Source organism: Mesorhizobium sp. W050, assembly GCF_054719535.1.
This window is the reverse complement of record NZ_JBTTIH010000001.1, coordinates 1,565,408-1,580,600: the sequence shown is the minus strand read 5'-3', so window position 1 is coordinate 1,580,600 and position 15,193 is coordinate 1,565,408. Positions and strand designations below refer to the sequence as shown.

Below are 15,193 nucleotides of genomic sequence, written 5' to 3'. Positions count from 1 at the left end.
TGGTGGGTGCGCACAGGATTGAACTGTGGACCCGCTGATTAAGAGTCAGCTGCTCTACCAACTGAGCTACGCACCCACTCGACCGGTAAAACCGGCGTTGGCGGGCATATAGCCGCCGATACCGGTCCTGTCCAGCCCTGCCGGAATCATTTCCCGACAAATCGCTGAACTGCCGCAGGCGGTCACACGAACAGCCTGCCTTCCGCCACCTTGATGGCATGGCCGCCGATGCGCGCGGAGGCCAGTTTTCCGCCTTCGACAGTGAGTTCCAAGCGGATACGTGACGGGCGGCCCATCTCCAGCCCCTGCTCGATCCACAGCTGCGAAATGCCGTCGGTGGGCGCATCGAAATGCATGATGGCGCCGGCAAAGGCCGCCGCCGCCGACCCGGTCGCCGGGTCCTCATAGGAGGGAGTACCCGGCACGATCATGCGGACATGGAAGGCGCTGTCATGGTTCACCGTCTGGCGGCAATAGACGTACGGGCTGGCGAAGGCCCATTCGCTCTTGCGCGGCGCCAGTTCCGACCAGGCCTGGTTGTCGAGCTTGATCCGGCCGGCAGCCTCCAGATTGGCGACCGGAATGGTGACGTAAGGCACGCCTGCCGACCAGAACGACACCAGGTGATTCTCGAAGCCGATCTCGTGCGGCGCCAGCCCGAGGGCGGCGCCGATCGCCTCCGGGTCGGCATCGAGCTTCAGCGGCTCCGGCAGCTTCACCAGGTCGAACTCGGCAAAGGTGGCGCCATCGTGCCGGCTGACGGCGCAGCGCACCGGGCCGATATTCTCCTCCAGCACGAAGATGCCGGCTTCGCCCTCGCCTGTCAGTTCGGCCAGCGCGATCGCGGCGCCAACTGTCGGATGTCCGGCGAACGGCATCTCATAGTCGGGCGTGAAAATGCGGATGCGGTTGCGATGTTTTGGATTGTCCGGCGGCAGCACGAAGACCGATTCGGACAGGTTGAACTCGCGCGCTATGGCCTGCATGGCGGCTGTATCCAGCCCTTGGCTGTCGAGCACGACAGCCAGCGGATTGCCGGCCAGCCGCTCCGTCGTAAACACATCGTAGAGCAAGTAATTGCGGGTCTGCATCTTGAAAAACCTTCCGCCTCAATCCGAACATGGCCGAAATTTAATTTGATATTCGAACCACCAAGCCTGATCTGTGCACAACTAGGGACATTACGCTTTCATAGGGGTCCGGCGTGGACCAGCTTGTCAATCTGCCAAAGACGGAATCGGATTCCGCCATCGAGGCGGCGCTCGGGCTTGATCAGCGCGGCGTGCGCAAGACGCGCCGCCGGGGCTGGCTTTACGCGCTGCTGGCGCTGATCGCACTTGCCGCCGGGTTGGCAGGCTACCAGTGGTTTGCCGGCTCCCCGGCCAAGATCGACTACACCACCACGCCGGCTACCATTGCCGACCTCACCGTCGCGGTTTCGGCGACCGGCACGCTGCAGCCCCTCACCCAGGTCGACATTTCAAGCGAGCTGTCCGGTATCATCCGCTCGGTCTCGGCCGAAGAGAACCAGCAGGTCAAGAAGGGCGACGTGCTGGCGACGCTCGACACGGTGAAACTCGAGGTCCAGATCGAACGCGCCGAAGCCTCGGCCAAGGCCGCTGCCGCCAATGTCGAGGACGCCACGGTAACCCTGAAGGAGAACGAAAGCGCCCTCACCCGCGCGGCCGAACTGACCAGGCGTGGCATGGCGACCGATCAGTCGCTCGAGGCGGCGACTGCCACGCGCGACCGCTCCAAGGCGGCGCTCGATAGTGCGCAGGCCAATCTCGCCATCGCCCAGGCCGATCTCAAGGCGCAGCAGACCGACCTTGCCAAGAGCACCATCTATGCGCCGATCGACGGCATCGTCTTGACGCGTTCCGTCGACCCCGGCCAGACGGTCGCCTCCTCGCTGCAGGCGCCGGTTCTGTTCATCATCGCCGCCGATTTGAGGAACATGGAATTGGTGGCGGCGGTCGACGAGGCCGATATCGGCGCGGTCAAACCAGGCCAGCATGCACGCTTCACCGTCGATGCCTTTCCGGAGCGGCCGTTCGACGCCGAGATCCGCGACATCTCCTACGCCTCGGTCACCACCGACGGCGTCGTCACCTACAATGCACGGTTGGAAGTCGACAATAACGAGCTTTTGCTGCGGCCCGGCATGACCGCCACGGTTTCGGTCGTCACCAGGCAGGCCAAGAGCGCGCTCACCGTGCCTTCAACAGCGTTTCGCTATCGGCCATCGGCACCTGCTGCCCGCACGTGGAGCCTCAGCGATCTGTTCACCGGCCGCATGGGTCGTGGCGGCAACCGCCGCCAGCCGGTGAAGGCGCCCACCGACGGCTCACGCACGCTCTATGTGCTGGAGAACGGCCGGCCGCACCCGGTCAACGTGAAGATCGGCTCCACCGACGGCGAACTGACCGAGATCACCTCCGGGCTGGATGAAGGTGCAGAGGTTATCACGACCTCGCAGCTGCGGAGCTGACGCCATGGCCGCGGGCCTCATCGGTTTCGACACGGTCTGGAAGAGCTATGGCCAGGGCGAAGCCAAGGTCCATGCGCTGGCCGGCGTCGACCTCGCCATCCAGCGTGGCGAATTCGTCGCCATCATGGGCCCGTCCGGTTCGGGCAAATCGACCGCGATGAACATCATCGGTTGCCTCGACACGCCGACTGCCGGAACCTATTCCTTCATGGGCATCGATGCCGGCCGGCTCGACCGCAACCGTCGCGCGCTTCTGCGCAATCTCTATATCGGCTTCGTCTTCCAGGGCTACAATCTGTTGCCGCGCACCACGGCGGCGGAAAATGTCGAGCTGCCGCTGATCTATCGCGGCGCTCCTGCCCGCGAGCGCCGCGATCTCGCCATGCAGGCGCTGGCGGAGGTCGGCCTGGTCGGGCGCGAACACCACACGCCGGCCGAACTCTCCGGCGGCCAGCAGCAGCGCGTGGCGATCGCGCGCGCCATCGTCACCAGGCCGACGCTGCTCGTCGCCGACGAGCCGACCGGCAATCTCGACACCGCCCGCACGCATGAGATCATGGAACTGTTGACGCGGCTGAACCGCGAGCTTGGCCTGACCATCGCCATGGTCACCCACGAGGCCGATGTGGCCGATTATGCCGAGCGCACCATCCGCTTCCTCGACGGCCACGTCGCGTCCGACACGGCCAAGTCGGAGTTGGCGTCATGATCTGGGAAACCGTCCGCCTCTCACTGCGCTCCATCCGCCGCAATGTGCTGCGCTCGTTCCTGACGCTGCTCGGCATCGTCATCGGTGTCGCCGCCGTCATCGCCATGCTGACCATCGGCTCGGGCACCACGGCCAAGGTCAAGTCGGACATCGCCAAGCTCGGCTCGAACCTGCTCGTCGTCCGTTCCGGCCGCCCGGCAGGCAGCGGCGGACCAGGCGGGCTCGACCAGGCGGTACGGCCTCTGGCCGACAAGGATGTAGCCGCCCTCGTCGCACATCTGGCCGGGGCGCGCGCCATTGCGCCGGCGTCGCAGAAACAAGTCCGCGTCATTTTCGGCACCGAGAGCTTGACCTCGGGCGTCACCGGCACCGACAGCGCCTATCTCGACGCTCGCGACTGGAAGCTGGTGTCGGGCCGCCCGTTCTCGGATTCGGAAACACGCTCCGGCACCGGCGTGTGCCTGATCGGCGAAACGGTGCGCCAGCAGTTCTTCGGCGCCGGCGAACCCGAGGGCGAGATCATCCGCGTCAACCGCACCTCGTGCAAGATCATCGGCCTGCTCGAACCCAAGGGCTATACCGGCTTCGGCCAGGACCAGGACAATGTCGTCTTGATGCCGCTTGCCGCCTATCAGCGCCGCATCGCCGGCAACCGCGACATCGACAACATCTACGTCGCCGCCGACGACCGCACCCCGACCACCGAATTGCAGCCGCGAGTCGAGGACATTTTGCGCGACACCCGCCGCATCACGCCGGACCGCGAAGACGATTTCTCGATCCGCGACATGACCCAGATCGCCGACGCCATGGCCAGCGCCACCACCACCATGACCGGCATGCTGGGCGCCGTCGCGGGCGTCAGCCTGCTGGTCGGCGGCATCGGCATCATGAACATCATGCTGGTCTCGGTCACTGAGCGCACCCGCGAGATCGGCATCAGGCTCGCCATCGGCGCGCATGAAAAGCACATCCTCATCCAGTTCCTGGTCGAGGCGACGGTGCTGTCGCTGCTCGGCGGCATTATCGGCATCCTGATCGGCCTGGCGCTGGCCGGCCTCGCCTCGGCAACGCTGGCCATACCGTTTGCGCCGAGCCCGGTGGTCATCCTGCTCGCCGTCGGTTTTTCGGCGCTGATCGGCATGGTGTTCGGCTTCTTCCCGGCGCTGCGCGGCGCCAGGCTCGACCCGATCGACGCGCTGCGCCACGAATAAGCGCCAGATCAGCTCCACCGCAACCAACCGCTATCCACAAGCATGGGTGCTTGTCGACATCGGCAATACTTGTTGTCGTCCGGTCTGCGATGCTAATTTTAGAGCAAAGCATCTGGTCAAGGAGTGGCAATGAGCAAGAAGGCGCGGCTGATTCTGACGATGGTGATCATCGAAGGCGCCCTTGCGGGACTTTGGTGGTATCTCGCCCGCTACGGCATGACCAATCCCGATCGTGTCACCGCCGATTTTCAGGCAGTCGTCGGCCAGACGATGGGCATGGTCATGGGTGGATTGCTGGGCATCGGCGTCATCCTGTTCCTCGTCGCCGCCTGCAACGACCGCAAGGCTGCGCAGAACAATCCGCGCCGTTAGCCCCCGCCACCGCCAAAATGCCACTCGACCAGCGGCTTCATATGCGGCGCCAGCCCTTCCGGCAGGTCGGCGGCGTGGCGGATGATCACCGGCCCCTCGATCTCCGGCTCGGTCTCGGTCGCGATGAAGGCGCCGATGCGCCGCGCAATCTCGTCGGCCGGCAGGTCGACGTGGTAGCGGCGGAAGAGGACCGTGCCGGTCGAAGTCGACAGCGCATGGTAGCGCTTGCCGCGCGCAGCGCCTGTCAGGTCAAGCCCGGTCTCCTCGCGCACTTCACGGATCATGTTGAAATCGACATCGACGCGGCCATCGCGAAAATCGATCGGCTCGAACGAGCCGGCAGCGAAGTAGACACTACCGGCCGGGACCGTGTGCGCGCCCATGCGGATCGCCACCAGGGCGTTGTCGCCGGCGACCAGCATGGCGTGGCCATAGGCATGCTCGGCGCCCGTCCCCTGCCGGTTCTTTCGCCACAGCAGGAAGGTCGAGTACTTCACCGCGTGACAACGCCCGACGATCCGGTTGTCGCGCCAGGCGAGCGCCGAGAGCAGCACCACCGTGCCGTCGAACAGCGCCGGATTGGCCGTAACCTCACGCCGCCAGTTGTCAGTTATCGCCTGCGCGTTGTCGCGCTCGAACGGATGCGGGCCGGGGTCGAGCCGGACGTCGATTTCGTCGACGGGCAGGATGACGTTGCGCGGCAGGTCGAAGCTCACCGCGCTCAAGCCATGTCCAGGCTAATTGCGACGGGACAATGGTCCGACGCCTTCGGCCGGTCCCAGCCGGCGCGCGGAAAGCGCTCCACCGCCTGTCCGGCCGGAAAGATGGTGCGCCAGGGCTGGCCGTTGCGGATGATGTCGGGAGCCGCCGTCGCATTCTTCGCCGCCAGCCCTTTCGACAGCAGGATGTAGTCGAGCTGGCACAGATGCCGCTCTTTCGGCCCGCGCGTGTGGTAGAAACTCCAGCGGTCCATCTCCGGCCGCCGCTCGACGACATTCTCGCAAAACCCGCCGGCGGTGAGCACATCGATACAGGACTGGCTTTCGTCGATCACCTGGAAGCGGTAGCCGTCGACGGCGTCGCCCTCGATCTTCACCCGCTGCCGGTAGTCGTTCATGTCGCCGCAGATCGCCCAGTTTTTGTCGGCTGCGTGCTCTTTGCCGAAGCGCTCGTCGATGATGCGGCGCACGGCTTGCGCCTCGGCGATGCGCACCGGCATCGTCGCCTCGCGGCCGTCGAGCCCATTGCGCGGCGAGCCCATCGATTTGAAATGGACGAGGTAAAGCGTCAGCGGCACGCCGCCGACCTTGATGTCGACCTCCAGGCAATCGCGCCGGAAGATGCGTTCATTGGCCAGGTTGCCGAGCGCCTCGAGTTCAGGCGTGTGCAATCCGAACTGCTCGAACGTGACATAGGCATGGCTGGTCATGCGCACGAATTCGATCGGCTGACCTTGCGCTGTCTCGTTGCGCATCATCACGGCAACGTCGATGCCGCGCGAATCATTGCCGGCGGTGGTGTATTTCTGCCGGTAACCCTCGCCCACCATCTTGAAGAGATAGCCATACTCGAACGCCTTCAGCGCCTCGATGTTGTCAACCTCCTGCATGCAGATGATGTCCGCGCGGGTGGCGGCGATGGCGAGCGCGGTCAACTGGCGCGTATCGTCGGACTGCGCGATGGCGCGCGCCTGCTCCAGCATCCGGTATTCGGCTTCGCTCTGGATGTCGAAAAGCGCCAGCGTGCGGTCTTCGTTGAGCTGGTTGCGGAAGCCCGAGTAATCGAACCTGTTCATCAGGTTTTCGACATTGAAAGTGGCGAGGCGCAGCGACATGGACTGACCTTTGCCTGCAAGCGCCCATGAAAACAAGGGCTGCTTGTCATGGCTGATGGAACCTTTCTGTTCATCCTCCGTTCAGACGCCAAGGTCCATCAATAGGCCACTTCCCTGGGATATCTGGGCGTGGGGCCTGTATCACTTGGAGAGTGCAATGAGCTCGCTCTTTTCGTCCACAGTCAAATCCGGGCTGTTAGCGCTCGGTCTTTTCTCGGGTCTCACGGCGCCATCCGCCGCCGGCCCGATCCTGCAGCCAAACCTGGCGGTGCCGACAAGCACCGCATTGTCTGACATCACACCGGTTCGCGACAGCTGGGCGGGCGGCAATGACCGCCGCTCCTTCAACGATTGGCAGTGGCGCCGCCACGACGGCCGTCGCTTTGCCCGGTCAGGCAACTGGAACAACGGCAACTGGAATGGCGGCAACTGGAACGGCGGCGACAACTGGCGCTGGCGCCATCACCGCCACCATCGCGGCCGTGATTTTGACAGCGGCGCCGCAGCAGTTCTCGGCCTCGGCCTGGGTCTCGGCCTCGGCAGCATCTACAACAACGGCTACTACAACAACGGCTATTACAATGACGGCTATTACGTGCAGCCGGCGCCCCGCCGCTATTACCGCACGCAGCGTCTGTCCAGCGCCCATGTACAGTGGTGCTACGACCGCTATCGGTCCTACCGGGCCTGGGACAACACGTTCCAGCCCTATGGTGGCCCGCGCCAGCAATGCTGGTCGCCCTACAGCTGAACTATAAACGACAATACACGACGGCGCCGCCCCATCGCGGCGCCGTTTTCATTTTTTGGGAAAGACGGCTGGTCTCGGTCACCGCTAACCATATGTTTATCGGCTCAGCCTATCCGTGATATCGTGCCCCATCTGACGATCGCGCCGATCCGGTCGCGAAGGACGTGCCGTCATGGCCGACAACGAATTGCGAAACAAACACCGGCAGCGCGTGCTGAAAGGCGCGACGATTCTGACCGGCCTCACCAATTCCGAGGTCAAGTGCACGGTGCGCAACATGCACGCCGGCGGCGCCGAGCTGAAAGTGTCTATAGACGCGCGCGTGCCGGACGAGTTCCTGCTCTATGTGCCGGTCGACGGCATCGGCTACAAGGCCATCGTGCGCTGGCGCCGCGACGACCGCATCGGCGTCGAGTTCACCGGCACCGAGCCGAAGCCGCATTGGCACTATGGCTGAGCATCCTGATCGATAAACCGGCATAAAAAGCCGGCGGATCGCTCCGCCGGCTCTTTGCTCCCAATCCGAAGATTGCGGGTTAGTTCTTGGCCTTGTCGACCAGCTTGTTCTTGGAAATCCAGGGCATCATGGCGCGCAGCTTGGCGCCGACTTCCTCGATCTGGTGGCTGTCATTGTTGCGGCGGATGCCCTTGAAGCGCGACATGCCGGCGCGGTATTCCTGCATCCACTCCGAGGTGAATTTTCCGGTCTGGATGTCCTTCAGCACGCGCTTCATCTCGGCCTTGGTCTCGGCGGTGATGATGCGCGGGCCAGAGACATATTCGCCCCATTCGGCTGTGTTCGAGATCGAGTAGTTCATATTGGCGATGCCGCCTTCATAGATCAGGTCGACGATCAGCTTGACCTCGTGCAGGCACTCGAAATAGGCCATTTCGGGCGCATAGCCGGCTTCCACCAGCGTCTCGAAACCGGCGCGGATCAGTTCGACCAGGCCGCCGCAGAGCACGACCTGCTCGCCGAACAGATCGGTCTCGCATTCCTCGCGGAAATTGGTCTCGATGATGCCCGAACGGCCGCCCCCCACGCCGCAGGCGTAGGACAGAGCGAGATCGAGCGCATTGCCGGAAGCATCCTGGTTGACGGCGACCAGGCACGGCACGCCGCCGCCCTTCTGGTATTCGCCGCGCACCGTGTGTCCGGGGCCTTTCGGCGCGATCATGACGACATCGACGGTCGACTTCGGCTCGATGAGGCCGAAATGCACGTTGAGGCCGTGCGCGAAGGCAATCGCGGCGCCGTCACGAATGTTTGGCGCGATTTCGTTTTTGTAGATGTCGGCCTGCAATTCGTCAGGCGTCGCCATCATCATCAAATCGGCCCATTTGGCAGCGTCCGCCACGCTCATCACCTTGAGCCCGTCGGCCTCGACCTTCTTGGCCGTCGCCGATCCCGCCTTGAGGCCGATGGCGATTTCCTTGGCGCCCGAATCCTTGAGGTTGAGCGCATGCGCCCGGCCTTGGCTGCCATAGCCGATGATGGCGACCTTCTTGCCCTTGATCAGATTGAGATCGGCGTCGCGATCGTAATAGACACGCATCTTTTGCTTCCTTCCCGTAGAGATTAGAGGCCTTGCGGCCCGGCTTTTGCTCCATAAAGAGCGAGAAACTGCTGCGTTGCCCGGACGGCATCGCCGCCGATCGCCGCTTCAGTCAATTCCAGTCTGTCGCCGAGCAGGAGACGGATCTGCACGTCGCGGGCGACCAGCCCGAAAAAGGTCCGGAACGCCATTTCGGCATCCGTAAAGTCGAGCAGCCCGGCCTGCTTGCCGGCAAGCAGCACCGGCTTCAGCCGTCTGGCCAGCGCGAAACGGCCATTCTCCAGCACGATCGCGCCGAGATCGTCCTTTCCGGATCCGGCATGGCCGACCGCGACGCGGTTCAGCGCGATCGAGGTATCGCTCGAAATCACCTTCAGCCAGTCCGAGGCGAAGCCTTCCAGGCTTGCCATCAGCGAGGCAAGATCGAGCCGCTCACCGTCGACCGGCACCACGCGCACTTTCGATGCCTGCCACTGCACGGTCGCCGTCAGCAGTCCGTCGCGGTCGCCGAACCATTTGTAGAGCGTTTCCTTCGAGCAGCTGGCGCGGCGCGCCACCGCCGTCATGGTCAGATTGTCGCCCTCCTCGACCAGCAGCCGCAAAGCCGCGTCCAGGACGGCCTTTTGCCGCTCTGTCAGCACTTCGCTGGTATCGATCTCGGCCCTTGCCTGCAACAATTTCCTGCCCATTCGATGAGGTCGCCGGGTCGCCTCAAACGGCGTACCGTACGTTACGGTTCGGCATATTGCGCAATCCTATGCTCGACGCAAGGGGTCAGGTAGAAAAATCGTCGACGTGAGAGCCGCCGAGCAAACCACGAGATTCTGACGGATCAATCATCGGCGGGCGGATGGCGCAGCTCTCCAAGCAGGCTCGCCAGTATCTTCAGCTCCTCGGCGGAGAGTTTTGCGCCGACCAATTCCGCAATCGACCGTCCATAGACAGCCCACATCCGTCGCCGCGTCTGACGGCCCTTGGCCGAGATGCGGATGGTCTGGCCGCGGCCGTCATCGGCAGCCCTGAGCTTCTCGACCAGTCCGTCGGCCTCGAGGCGCGCCAGAAGCCGCGAGATGTTATACTGCGCAAACAGTGTGCGCTCGGTCAGCTGGAATGGCCGCAGCCCGCCCTCACCCGCCTCGGCGAGTTCATGCAGCACGTCATACCAGTCGAGCGGCGGCAAGCCACTAGTCTTCAAAGCCTCTTCCGCCTTTTCGATGAGCTGGCGCGAAACCCGCATCAGGCGGGCCCAGGCCTTGACGGCTTCGGGCGAAGGCGTGGTTGTTTTGGTCATGACCCATCCTAGGCGGTAGATGCAGTTGCATCAAGCTTGACGGTCAATGCACTTGCATCTATATGCATTCAACTGCATCGATCCGGGAAAGATCCATGGAAACACGAAATTTGCAAAGTCGCCGACGTCCCACAGACGGGCAGCCTGATCGCACCGTTCTTCGGCCGCGAGGTCCATGTCTGGCGCAGCGGCGAGCGTGTCCGTGCCGCCGCCAATGTCTGCCTGCATTTCGGCGGGCCGCTCGACTGCAAGGACGGCAAGCTGGTCTGCCAATGGCACGGTGCCGCCTTCGATATGGAAAGCGGCGATCGGCTTGAAGGTCCGGCGCCAAAAGCGTCGCGACTGATGTTCCTGTCGACGCGCGTCGACGACGGCGCGTTGAACTATGTCTGGGGAGAGTGACATGCCTGAGAAGAATGAAATGCCTGGCAAGCTCATTCTCGTCAGCCATCATCTGTGCCCCTATGTGCAGCGCGCGGCGATCTCGCTGGCCGAGAAAGGCGTGCCGTTTGAGCGTGTCACCATCGACCTCGCCAACAAGCCGGACTGGTTCAAGGCGATTTCGCCGCTGGGCAAGGTGCCGCTGCTGATCGTCCAGGCAAATGGCGAGGAGACGGTGATCTTCGAATCCGCCGTCATTCTCGAATTCCTCGAGGAGACGCAAGCCAATCCTCTGCATCCGGCCGACGCCTACGCCCGTGCCCGGCATCGCGCCTGGATCGAGTTCGGCTCGGCGACATTGAACGCCATCGGCCGGTTCTACACGGCTTCGACGGAGGCCGCCTTCCTGGCAGAGTCCACGGCACTTTCGGCCATGTTCGATCGTCTGGAGGACGAACTGGCCGACCAGGCCGGACCGTGGTTCAATGGCGAGTGCTTTTGCCTCGTCGATGCCGTCTACGGCCCGGTCTTCCGCTATCTCGACGCCTTCGACCGGATCGGCAATTTCGGCATTCTGGACGGCAAGCCATTGGTCCAGGCCTGGCGCAAGGCGTTGAGCGAACGCGCCTCGATCAAGGGTGCCGTGGCGCCGGACTATCCGCAGCGGCTGCGTCTATTCCTGCGTGCGAGAAATTCGCTTTTCTCGACCCTGATCCCGCCGGATGATCTGGCCAGTGCACCTCCTCTAGCCCGATCCGCCTGAACGGATCGATCAGCGTGCCGGCCACCATCGAGGCAAGCACGCTTGGCACTGGCGGGATTTTGGCGATGGTTGCCACCAGCCTGTCGCGGAAGAAGGGCAGCATCGTGCCGTCCGACTGGTAGAACGGCGTCAGCGCCAGCGACAGCAGCTGGAAGATCCGGACATGCCATCGCCGCGCCCGGGCGTAGCTTTCCAGCGCTGCCTCGACGTTGCCCGTCTGTGCCAAGGCATGGCTGAGCGCTGCCGCGTCGAGCAGCGCCATGTTGGCGCCTTGCCCGAGCTGCGGGCTGGTCGAATGCGCGGCGTCGCCGATCACCGCCAGCCGGCGGCCGGTCGGCAGCTTCATCGTGTGATGGCCGTAGCGCGCCAGCGACAGCTGGTCGAAGCTGTCGATCTGGCTGGTGAACGCCTCGCACTGTGGCCACAGCGAGACCAGTCTCGCCTTCCAGGCGTCGAGCCCTGCCGCGCGCACGTTTTCGGCATCCGCCGGCTTCAGGCTCCAGAAGAACGCCGCCATCTTTTCCCCGCCCGGTTCCGGTCGGCCGATCGGCAGGACGCCGATCATCACGCTGGCCTTGTCGTAGCGCTGCAGCAGCGCATTTTCGTCGAAGCCTTGGCGCCAGCCGAGCGAGGCCCAGAACGCGCCGTAAGTGAGCTGCCGCGGCTGGGCCGGATCGTTGAGGCACCGGCGCAGCTTCGAACGCGAGCCGCTGGCGTCGACCACGAGGTCGAACGGCCCTGCCCTGCGGCCCCCCACCGTTCGGCTCTTGTCGAAGATCAGGATCGCCCGCTCACCGACGTCCAGCGTCTCGATCTCGACACCGGTTTCGATGGCGATGCCTTGGCGCTGCGCGGCGCGAAACAACATGTTGAACAACGCCGCCCGGTGCACCGCCAGCCCGAAACGGCCGCCAGGCTGCGCATCGTAGCGCACGGCGAGCACGGTGCGGCCGCTCGAGGCATCGGCGCCATGCAGACGCTCGATGCGGCTCCCCAGCGCCAGAATGTCGTCGAGCAGGCCGAGATCGGCGAGCACGCTCAGCCCGGTCGGCTGCAGGATCAGTCCGGAACCGACGGGCTTGGGTTCCTCGAAACGTTCGAAGATGGTGACGTTGTGGCCCGCGCGCTTGAGATAGAGCGCGGTGGCGAGCCCCGCCGGGCCGGCGCCCGCAATCGCGATGTCGAGAGATTTTTCCATTGCCCGCCCAACCACTGGCCGGACAATCCTTCAGCGCCATTGTCAAATCAAGCCTTTGCTGCATGGACCAAAATATCAGCCACCGGCGTCGAAGGAAGCGCGCGCCGTGCGCACCGCACCATGGTTGAGTTCGGCCCACAGGATCAATTGATGCAAGGCGCCGAACATCGAACGGCCGAGATCGGTCAGGCTGTATTCGACGCTTGGCGGCTTGGTCGGGAACACTTCGCGATGAACAAAGCCGTCGCGCTGCAGATCGTGGAGCGTCTGGGTGAGCATGCGCTGCGAGATGTCGGGCACCAGGCGCCGCAACTCGCCGAAACGATAGGGCTGCTCTGCGAGCGCCGCCATCAGCAGCGAACTCCATTTGCCGTTCACGCCCTGCATCACGTCGCGAACCGGGCAATCGGCAATGTTTGCGCCATCGCTGGTGGCTTTGAATATATTGAGCTTGGTTCTCAGATTGACGACCTTGCCGTCCATGGCTGCTGGTTCCCTGGCGGTGCCTACCTCCCTAAAAACTGCCTTCTTTACGGTGGCCGGTCAATTCTTATTTTAGTGCTGGTCTCTTTTTGAGACTGTCAGAAGCACCCGCCACCCGGCGCAATTTCAGGATCCCCCATGACCGCAACCCTTCTCGTCACCGGCGCTTCCGGCCAGCTTGGCCGCGGCGTCATCAACCACCTGCTGGACACATTAAAGGTCCCCGCAAACCGCATCATCGCCACCACCCGTACACCCGCCAACCTTGCCGATCTGGCGGTGCGCGGCGTCGTCGTCAGAGCCGCTGACTTCAACGACCCGCAATCGCTTGCCGAGGCCTTCGCGGGAGCCGACCGGGCACTCGTCATCTCGACCAACGAACTTGAGGTACAGGGGAAGCGGCGCGAGCAGCAGCTTGCGGCGGTGACGGCGGCCAAACAGGCTGGCGTCGGCCACCTGCTGTACACCTCGATGCCCAACCCCGAGCCTGGTTCGCCGGTTGTTTTCGCGCCCGACCACTACGACACCGAACAGGCGATCAAGGCGAGCGGGATCCCCTACACGATATTCCGCAACGGCTGGTATAACGAGAACCTGTTCATGGCGTTGCCGCAGGTTCTGGCGTCGGGTCAGTGGTACACCTCCGCCGGCGACGGCGCCATTTCCTACGGCACGCGCGACGATTTCGCGGCGGCGATCGCAGCGGGGCTCGCCTCGGACAGCAGCGAAAGCGCGACTTACACGCTCACCGGCCCCAGTGCGTATACGGCTGCCGAAGTGGCGGCGTTGGTCACCGAGGTCACCAGCAAGCCGATCAAGGTCATCCAGCTTTCCGACGAAGCCCTGACCGAGGGAATGAAGTCGGCCGGCCTGCCTGAACCCTTCGCCAAGGTGCTGGTTTCATTCGACGCCGCCGCCCGCGCCGGTGACCTCGGCATGGTGACCGACGCGGTCGAAAAACTCTCCGGCCGAAAGTCGGTGCCGCTGAAGCAGTTTCTGGAGACGAACAAGGCTGCACTGGCCGGCTGAAAGCTGCCGTTGCGGGACGCCGAGCCCTTAAGGTTCGGCCTCCCGCACAATTACTTACGTCGCTTGACCAGTCCCAGCCGGATCAGGCTTTCGCCCGTGGCAGTCAACGCATCTTCGCGCGAGCGTGGCGCCCAGCCGAGCACGCGCACCGCCTTGGCGTTGGTGGCGTTCTTGATCTTGCCCAGTTCCGTTGCGAGTTGTGCCGCTTCCGGATTGAACAGCCCGATGATGCGCACCAGCCAATCGGGAAACTCCCGCGTCGAGACGCGCGACGCCGCCGGCCCGAGCCGCGTCTTCACGGTCTGCGCGATCTCGCGCACTGTCATGAAATCGCCGGCGACAGCGAGGAACCGTTCGCCCTTGGCGGCGGGGTGGGTCATGGCGCGAACATGCAGATCCGCCACGTCGCGCGCGTCGACGACGCCGAAGGACAGGCGCGGCAGCCCAGGCACGGCGCCGTTCAGCATGCGCTGGACAAATTCGGTCGAGGTCGAATGGTCCGCGCCGAGCACCGGTCCAAAGATGCCAACGGGATTGACGACCGCAAGCTCCAGCGCGCCGCCCTGCTCGGCGATGAAATCCCAGGCCGCGCGCTCGGCGAGCGTCTTGGACTTCACATAGGCGCTGACCTTGCCTGCCGGATCGGTCCAGTTTTCCTCGTTGAAAGGCTGCCCATCCGCGCGCATCTTGCCATAGCCGACGGCCGCGAAGGATGAGGTGAGCACGACGCGCCTGACCCCGGCATCCCGCGCCGCCCGCAGCACGCGCAACGCGCCCTCGCGCGCCGGAAGGATCAGGTCATCCTCATGCGTGGGCACGCCGGGCGGAAAAGGCGATGCGACATGCAGCACGTAATCGCAGCCGGCCACCGCCGCCGGCCAGCCTGCGTCGGCCATCAGATCGGCATGGGCGAATGAAAGGGCGTCACCGGGCTCCGTGCCACCTGCCTTGAGCATGGCGAGCACATCGGCTTCGCGCCTGGCCGATCGCACGGAGGTGCGGACGCGGTAGCCGGCCTTCAACAGTTCGAGGATGCAGTGAGCGCCGAGGAAGCCGGACCCGCCGGTGACCAGCACCAATTCGCCGCTCATATTAGCCTCCTCGACGATTTATCCCTTCGA

General features: G+C 64.1%; 17 protein-coding genes, 1 tRNA gene and 1 pseudogene. 9 read left to right on the top strand and 10 right to left on the bottom strand.

The window, feature by feature from the left end:
- A tRNA-Lys gene (locus ACYG9Y_RS07540) sits at positions 1–76 on the bottom strand.
- 106 nt (positions 77–182) lie between these two features.
- Positions 183–1,091 (bottom strand): PhzF family phenazine biosynthesis protein, encoded by a 909-nt coding sequence (locus ACYG9Y_RS07535; protein ID WP_023739153.1) that lies wholly within the window; start codon positions 1,089–1,091, stop codon positions 183–185.
- Positions 1,092–1,204: 113 nt separating this feature from the next.
- Between ACYG9Y_RS07535 and ACYG9Y_RS07530 the strand changes: the two genes are divergently transcribed.
- The 4 genes from ACYG9Y_RS07530 to ACYG9Y_RS07515 all read left to right on the top strand — a co-directional run bounded on the left by ACYG9Y_RS07530 (position 1,205) and on the right by ACYG9Y_RS07515 (position 4,786).
- A complete protein-coding gene (locus ACYG9Y_RS07530; RefSeq protein WP_023739154.1) occupies positions 1,205–2,491 on the top strand; it encodes an efflux RND transporter periplasmic adaptor subunit in 1,287 nt (428 codons plus the stop codon).
- A 4-nt stretch (positions 2,492–2,495) separates the two neighbouring features.
- Positions 2,496–3,200, top strand: a complete 705-nt coding sequence (locus ACYG9Y_RS07525; protein ID WP_023685174.1) for an ABC transporter ATP-binding protein — start codon at positions 2,496–2,498, stop codon at positions 3,198–3,200.
- Positions 3,197–4,414 (top strand): ABC transporter permease, encoded by a 1,218-nt coding sequence (locus ACYG9Y_RS07520; protein WP_023739155.1) that lies wholly within the window; start codon positions 3,197–3,199, stop codon positions 4,412–4,414. The genes ACYG9Y_RS07525 and ACYG9Y_RS07520 overlap by 4 nt, the downstream gene beginning before the upstream one ends.
- Before the next feature lie 129 nt (positions 4,415–4,543).
- Entirely contained in the window at positions 4,544–4,786 is a 243-nt protein-coding gene (locus ACYG9Y_RS07515) for a hypothetical protein (protein WP_023733825.1), read from the top strand.
- Here the strand turns inward: ACYG9Y_RS07515 and ACYG9Y_RS07510 are convergent.
- Both ACYG9Y_RS07510 and ACYG9Y_RS07505 read right to left on the bottom strand, forming a co-directional pair.
- A complete protein-coding gene (locus tag ACYG9Y_RS07510) occupies positions 4,783–5,502 on the bottom strand; it encodes an NUDIX hydrolase (protein WP_023739156.1) in 720 nt (239 codons plus the stop codon). The genes ACYG9Y_RS07515 and ACYG9Y_RS07510 overlap by 4 nt on opposite strands.
- Positions 5,503–5,507: 5 nt before the next feature.
- Positions 5,508–6,620 carry an endonuclease/exonuclease/phosphatase family protein gene (locus tag ACYG9Y_RS07505; RefSeq protein ID WP_023739157.1) on the bottom strand — a complete coding sequence of 371 codons (1,113 nt, stop codon included), beginning with the start codon at positions 6,618–6,620 and terminating at the stop codon, positions 5,508–5,510.
- 157 nt (positions 6,621–6,777) lie between these two features.
- Here ACYG9Y_RS07505 and ACYG9Y_RS07500 point away from each other — a divergent pair, with 157 nt between their 5' ends.
- Positions 6,778–7,371 carry a BA14K family protein gene (locus ACYG9Y_RS07500; protein ID WP_023739158.1) on the top strand — a complete coding sequence of 198 codons (594 nt, stop codon included), beginning with the start codon at positions 6,778–6,780 and terminating at the stop codon, positions 7,369–7,371.
- Positions 7,372–7,543: 172 nt separating this feature from the next.
- The gene (locus ACYG9Y_RS07495; RefSeq protein WP_023685169.1) at positions 7,544–7,828 is read left to right on the top strand and encodes a PilZ domain-containing protein; all 285 of its coding nucleotides are present in this window, start codon (positions 7,544–7,546) and stop codon (positions 7,826–7,828) included.
- Between the two features lie 79 nt (positions 7,829–7,907).
- On the opposite strand, the gene ilvC is transcribed toward ACYG9Y_RS07495, so the two are convergent.
- The 3 genes from ilvC to ACYG9Y_RS07480 all read right to left on the bottom strand — a co-directional run bounded on the left by ilvC (position 7,908) and on the right by ACYG9Y_RS07480 (position 10,218).
- On the bottom strand, positions 7,908–8,927 hold the full coding sequence (ilvC, locus tag ACYG9Y_RS07490) for a ketol-acid reductoisomerase (RefSeq protein WP_013531065.1): 1,020 nt from the start codon (positions 8,925–8,927) through the stop codon (positions 7,908–7,910).
- Between the two features lie 23 nt (positions 8,928–8,950).
- Positions 8,951–9,616 (bottom strand): TetR/AcrR family transcriptional regulator, encoded by a 666-nt coding sequence (locus ACYG9Y_RS07485; RefSeq protein WP_245260437.1) that lies wholly within the window; start codon positions 9,614–9,616, stop codon positions 8,951–8,953.
- Between the two features lie 143 nt (positions 9,617–9,759).
- A complete protein-coding gene (locus ACYG9Y_RS07480) occupies positions 9,760–10,218 on the bottom strand; it encodes a MarR family winged helix-turn-helix transcriptional regulator (protein WP_023668376.1) in 459 nt (152 codons plus the stop codon).
- Positions 10,219–10,254: 36 nt separating this feature from the next.
- On the opposite strand from ACYG9Y_RS07480, the gene ACYG9Y_RS07475 reads away from it, so the two are divergent.
- Positions 10,255–10,620 carry a Rieske (2Fe-2S) protein gene (locus tag ACYG9Y_RS07475; protein ID WP_023739160.1) on the top strand — a complete coding sequence of 122 codons (366 nt, stop codon included), beginning with the start codon at positions 10,255–10,257 and terminating at the stop codon, positions 10,618–10,620.
- Between the two features lies 1 nt (position 10,621).
- Positions 10,622–11,362 carry a glutathione S-transferase family protein gene (locus ACYG9Y_RS07470; RefSeq protein WP_023739161.1) on the top strand — a complete coding sequence of 247 codons (741 nt, stop codon included), beginning with the start codon at positions 10,622–10,624 and terminating at the stop codon, positions 11,360–11,362.
- Here the strand turns inward: ACYG9Y_RS07470 and ACYG9Y_RS07465 are convergent.
- Both ACYG9Y_RS07465 and ACYG9Y_RS07460 read right to left on the bottom strand, forming a co-directional pair.
- Positions 11,325–12,560 (bottom strand): annotated as a pseudogene (locus ACYG9Y_RS07465) (FAD-dependent oxidoreductase); the annotation flags it as partial. The gene ACYG9Y_RS07470 and the pseudogene ACYG9Y_RS07465 sit on opposite strands and share 38 nt — an antisense overlap.
- A gap of 75 nt (positions 12,561–12,635) precedes the next feature.
- Positions 12,636–13,043: a winged helix-turn-helix transcriptional regulator gene (locus tag ACYG9Y_RS07460; RefSeq protein ID WP_023668372.1), complete on the bottom strand. Its 408-nt coding sequence runs from the start codon at positions 13,041–13,043 to the stop codon at positions 12,636–12,638.
- 138 nt (positions 13,044–13,181) lie between these two features.
- Here ACYG9Y_RS07460 and ACYG9Y_RS07455 point away from each other — a divergent pair, with 138 nt between their 5' ends.
- The gene (locus ACYG9Y_RS07455) at positions 13,182–14,072 is read left to right on the top strand and encodes an SDR family oxidoreductase (RefSeq protein ID WP_023668371.1); all 891 of its coding nucleotides are present in this window, start codon (positions 13,182–13,184) and stop codon (positions 14,070–14,072) included.
- A gap of 50 nt (positions 14,073–14,122) precedes the next feature.
- Here the strand turns inward: ACYG9Y_RS07455 and ACYG9Y_RS07450 are convergent, their stop codons facing one another.
- Complete coding sequence (locus ACYG9Y_RS07450; protein ID WP_023739163.1) at positions 14,123–15,163, bottom strand: SDR family oxidoreductase; 1,041 nt, start codon at positions 15,161–15,163, stop codon at positions 14,123–14,125.
- Between the last annotated feature and the right edge of the window lie 30 nt (positions 15,164–15,193).